At 67.6% G+C, this 5,074-nt stretch carries 4 protein-coding genes; 2 read left to right on the forward strand and 2 right to left on the reverse strand.

From position 1 onward, the window contains the following. Positions 1-78 precede the first annotated feature (78 nt). Entirely contained in the window at positions 79-792 is a 714-nt protein-coding gene (gene lexA / locus GX015_RS11355; protein WP_046649839.1) for a transcriptional repressor LexA, read from the reverse strand. A gap of 504 nt (positions 793-1,296) precedes the next feature. On the opposite strand from lexA, the gene GX015_RS11360 reads away from it, so the two are divergent. Both GX015_RS11360 and nrdR read left to right on the forward strand, forming a co-directional pair. After that, on the forward strand, positions 1,297-1,536 hold the full coding sequence (locus tag GX015_RS11360) for a hypothetical protein (protein WP_168937134.1): 240 nt from the start codon (positions 1,297-1,299) through the stop codon (positions 1,534-1,536). 74 nt (positions 1,537-1,610) lie between these two features. Beyond that, positions 1,611-2,060 carry a transcriptional regulator NrdR gene (nrdR, locus tag GX015_RS11365; RefSeq protein WP_102212570.1) on the forward strand — a complete coding sequence of 150 codons (450 nt, stop codon included), beginning with the start codon at positions 1,611-1,613 and terminating at the stop codon, positions 2,058-2,060. 63 nt (positions 2,061-2,123) lie between these two features. Here the strand turns inward: nrdR and hrpA are convergent. Further along, on the reverse strand, positions 2,124-5,074 hold a 2,951-nt coding region (hrpA, locus tag GX015_RS11370), incomplete at its 5' end, for an ATP-dependent RNA helicase HrpA (RefSeq protein WP_291345234.1).

Raw genomic sequence — 5,074 nt, forward strand, 5'->3', positions numbered from 1 at the left:
GGGCCCCGGGAATGATCCCGGGGCCCGGCCCTCGTGCATCCGGATCTGGTGCATCCGGTGTTCACCGCAGCCGTGGCGTCAGAGCCTGCGCAGCACGCTGACGACGCGGCCGAGAATGGTGACCCGGCCATCGACTGAGATCGGCTCGAACGCGTCGTTGTGGGGGAGCAGCCACTTGCCGGCGCGGTCCTCGTGCCATTCCTTGACGGTGGCCTCGCTTTCGCCGTCGCCCTCGATCATCGCGGCCACGAAGTCGCCGTTGTTCGCGGTCTGCTGCGACTTCACCACGACCCAGTCGCCGTCGAAGATGCCGGCGTCGACCATCGACTCGCCGACCACGCGGAGCATGTACAGGTCACCGGACCCGACGAGCTCGGCGGGCAGCGCCATGTGCTCATCGATGCTCTGCTCGGCCAGAATCGGATTGCCCGCGGCGATCTGCCCGACGATGGGGACGTAGGTCGGGGCGGCGGCACCTTCCGGAACATCGGGGATGCCCGCCGAGCCCTTCGGCTTGGGGCCGGGCTTGCCCGCGTGCTTGTCCAGCTTCTGCTTCAGATCGCGGACGTCCACGGCGCGGGGCTTGTGGGGATCGCGGCGCAGCGCGCCCTTCTTCTCCAGTTCCTTCAGCTGGTACGCCACCGAAGACGTCGAGTTGAGGCCCACCGCGTCACCGATCTCCCGGATGCTCGGCGGGTACCCGCGCAGCGACACGGCGTCCTGAATGACTTCGAGGATGCGCCGTTGGCGATCGGTCAATTCCATCTTTGTCGGCTTCTTCTTCTCGGCCATGTCTCCACTCCCACTGGGTTCGGTCCCGCTCGGTTCGATCGTGCCTGCCGTTCGAACACGACCCTACATCAAAACAATGCCGGGTGGCACAACTGTTCGAAGTTTTCGCCCCCATCTCTGGACGGGATCCGGGGCGGGTGATATAAATCGAACACAGGAACGCAGTCGAACATCCGTGCAGTGCGTTCGAGAGGGATTTTCGAATCCGTTTCACCGACTCTCCACGGATCCCCGGATGGAAGGAACCAACCGATGACCGCCTTTATCGAAGACTACCGCACCACCGTCATGACCGGCGTTGATGGAACCCATCACCTGGATGTCCCCGAGTGGATGGATTCCGCCCCCTCCGTGTCTCGCCCTTCCGTCGCACGTCGGCCCTCGGCGCCGGGTGTTCGAAAGTCGGCTCCTAAGGATCGAACGCGGGTGCGCACGTCTCGCAGGCCGTCGAACGGTCGCCCGGGCGGCGTTTCGGGTTCGTCCCGCCGTCCGAACACACGGCGAATGGCGCTCACTTCCTCGCCGACGCCCGGAGTTTCGAACACCGGCCACGTTCGCGGCGGGCGTTCGGTGGTCCGCGGACCCGTGCAGGGGGTGCGCCGCAATCGCGCGTCCGTGGCCGTCGTCGCCGGCGTCGGCGCCGTGTTCGGCTTGATGCTGCACTTTTCCGGACTCGGTGCGCCGGCTCCGGATGCCCCTCCGGCGCCCACCTACGTCGGGGCGGCCGACGCCCAGCTGAAGTAGCTGCGGCGCAACAGGTAGTGCAAGAGGTGGTGCTCGGCACCGGGGGCAGCGGACGGCACCGTATGCTCGGAAGCGTGCACTGCCAGTTCTGTCACCACGACCAAACGAAGGTCATCGATTCGCGTCTCATCGACGACGGGATGACCATCCGCCGCCGGCGCGAGTGCCTGGCGTGCGGTAAACGCTTCACCACGCTCGAACGGTCCCAGCTGATCGTGGTCAAGCGCGACGGCGTGGTCGAGGACTTCAGCCGCGACAAGGTGATCCGCGGCGTTCGCCGGGCCTGCCAGGGCCGCGACGTCCCCGAAGCCTCGCTGAAACTGCTGGCCCAGCAAGTCGAGGAAACGCTGCGTTCCAAGGGCACCCCACGGGTCAACTCCAACGACATCGGCCTGGCCATCCTCGAGCCGCTCCGCGACCTGGACGAAGTCGGATATCTCCGCTTCGCCTCCGTGTACAAGTCCTTCAGCTCGGCCCAGGACTTCGAAAACGAGATCCTGTCGCTGCGCAACGGCGACGCCTGACGGTCCAGACGGCGCAGACGGCGCTGATGGCCTTGACGGCACCCATGAATACCGGGGCGGCGCCTACTTCAGCTTGTCTATCGCCTTCTTGATCCGCTGCGGTGACACCGTCCTCGCGGTGCCCAGGCGCTGGGCGAACAAGCTGACGCGCAACTCCTGCACCATCCACCCGATGTCCCGCACGGCCACCGACTTGCGCCGTCCCTCGGGCAGGCGCTGCAGGCGCTTCTCCAGGTACTCGCCGACCTCGGCGATCTCGTCCTCCAACTCGGCGTCCCGATCGGGATCCAGCGCCATGTCCGCCAACCGGATCTCCATGGCCTCCAGGTACCGTGGCAAATGCCGCAGGTTCGACCAGCCGTGCCGCGCGACGGCGCCCTTGGGCAGCATGAACTCCAGCTGCGCCCGCATGTCGTCGATGGCGGGGCCGTCCCACTCGGCCAACTGCGACACGACACGGTGATACGCCGGCAAGGCCTTGGCCATGCCGACCACCAACTGCCGCACCTGACCCGGCACCTGGGGCTTCACGGAATCGCGCAGCTTCGCGTACTCGTCAGGATCGCGCACCGGACCGCCCCCGGCCATCATCAGATCGCGGATCACCGTCACGCGGCAATCCTCGACCAGACCCTCGGCACCACCGTGCGGCCACGCGTCGACGGCCACCCGCTGCTGCAGGGGCAGACCCTTGACCATCGACTTGGCCTGGACGGGGCAATCGCGCAGCAGCATGGTCAGCGTCGCCGTGACCAACGACGCCTTCGCCTGGGCATCGGTGGGCACGACCTTGACGGCCACGCCCTCCTTCGTGGCCACCAGCGTCGGGTAGGCGGTCACCTTCTGGCCGTCGACGGTGTTCTGGACGGTTTCCGGCACGGCACCGAGGTTGTCGGCGGTCCATTCCTTCACCGCGGCATGTTCGGAGTCGCCGGCGGCCTTGGACACCGCGGTGGTCACCTGACCGGCGCGGCGCCGCTGCAGTGCCTTCAGGTCGCGGTCCTGGTCGGTGATCTTCCCGCGCCGATCCACGGTGGCGAAGTTGAAGCGCAGGTGCGCCGGCAACTTGGATACGTCGAAGTCGTCGGCGTTGATGCCCGAACCGCCCAATTGTCGCAAGGCGTCGGCAAGCGATTCACGCAGGGGCCTGGCGTAGGGGGTCATGGACGCCAGAGCCCGTGCGGCGAAGTCCGGGGCGGGGACGACGGAGCGTCGTGAAGCCTTGGGCAACGTGCGGATCAACGACTCCACGAGCTCCTGCCGCAGACCCGGCACCAGCCAGTCGAAGCCCTCCATGCGCAGTCCCGCCAACAGTGGCACGGGGACGTGGAGGGTGACGCCGTCATCGTCGGCGCCCGGCTCGAAGCGGTAGGACAACTGGAAATCCAGGGTGCCCTGCTGCCACAGGTCGGGGAAGGCGGCGGCGTCGACGTCGTGGGAATCGGGGTTGACCAGCGCGTGCGGGTCGAAGTCGAGCAGGCGCGGGTCCGACTGCGACGTCTTCTTCCACCACCGGTCGAAGTTCGCGGCGGTGGTCGCGGTGTGCGGGATCTTGGCGTCGTAGAAGGCGTACAGCGTGTCGTCGTCGACGACGATGCCGCGGCGGCGCGCCTTGTCCTCCAGCTGCGCGGCCTCCTCCAGCTTTGCGCGGTTATCGGCGAAGAACTTGTGGTGGGTGGTCCACTCGCCGTCGACGAGCGCGTGGCGGATGAACATCTCGCGGGCGGCGGTCGGATCGACGCGGTGGTACGGCACCGCGCGGTCGACGACGACGGGCACACCATAGAGCGTCGACTTCTGGTACGCCATGGCCGCGCCGCGCTTGGTGGACCAATGCGGCTCGGAGTACTGGTGCTTGAGCAGGTGCGAGGCCAGCTTTTCCACCCACGCCGGCTCGATGCGCGCGGCGTCGCGGGCGAAGGTGCGGGAGGTCTCGACGATCTCCGCGGCCATCACCCAGCGCGGCGGCTTCTTCGACAGCGCCGACGCCGGGTGCACCAGGAACTTGGTGTTGCGGGTGCCGGTGAACTCCTTGCCCTCGCCCTCGCGCACGCCGATCTGCGACAGCAGGCCGGCCAGCAGCGACTGGTGGATGGAATCGGGGGAGGGCTCGTTGCCCTCGGCCGACCAGTTCCAGCCCAGATCGGCGACGACCTGGTTGAGCTGGCGGATCAGGTCCTGCCATTCGCGCACGCGCATGTAGTGCAGGAACTCGCGCTGGCACATCTTGCGGAACTGGTTGCCGGACAATTCGCGGCGCTTGTCCTGCAGGTGCTCCCACAGCTTCAGGTAGGACAGGAAGTCGCTGGTGGTGTCCTTGAATCGGGCGTGCGCCTGGTCGGCCTGCGCCTGCTTTTCCAGCGGGCGTTCGCGCACGTCCTGCAGGCTCAGTGCCGCGACGACCACGGTCACGGGCTTGAGTGCGCCATTGGCGTGGGCCTCGACCAGCATGCGCGCCAGCCGCGGGTCGACGGGGATGCGCGCCAGTTCGCGGCCGGTGGGGGTCAGGGCGAGCGCGCTGGATTCGGTCTTGCTTGACGACGGCCCGGCGTCTTCCTCCGGTTTGGCCAGGGCGCCGAGTTCGTCGAGAAGCTGCACGCCGTCGCGGATGGCCTTGTGGTCGGGGGCGTCGACGAACGGGAAGGCCGCGACGTCGCCGAGGCCGAGGTTGGCCATCTGCAGGATCACCGACGCGAGGTTGGTGCGCTGGATCTCCGGGTCGGTGAACTCCGGACGGGAGAGGAAGTCCTCCTCCGAGTACAGGCGGATGGCGATGCCGTCGGCCACGCGGCCGCACCGGCCCGAACGCTGGTTGGCGCTGGCCTGGCTCACCGGCTCGACGGGCAGGCGCTGGACCTTCGTGCGCGTGGAGTACCGGGAGATGCGCGCGGTACCGGTGTCGACCACGTAATGGATGCCCGGCACCGTCAGCGACGTTTCGGCGATGTTGGTGGCCAGGACGATGCGTCGTGAAGCATGCGGCCCGAACACCCGGTGCTGCTCCGCATTCGACA

The sequence above is a fragment of the Corynebacterium sp. genome, from assembly GCF_012837295.1.
GTDB lineage: Bacteria > Actinomycetota > Actinomycetes > Mycobacteriales > Mycobacteriaceae > Corynebacterium.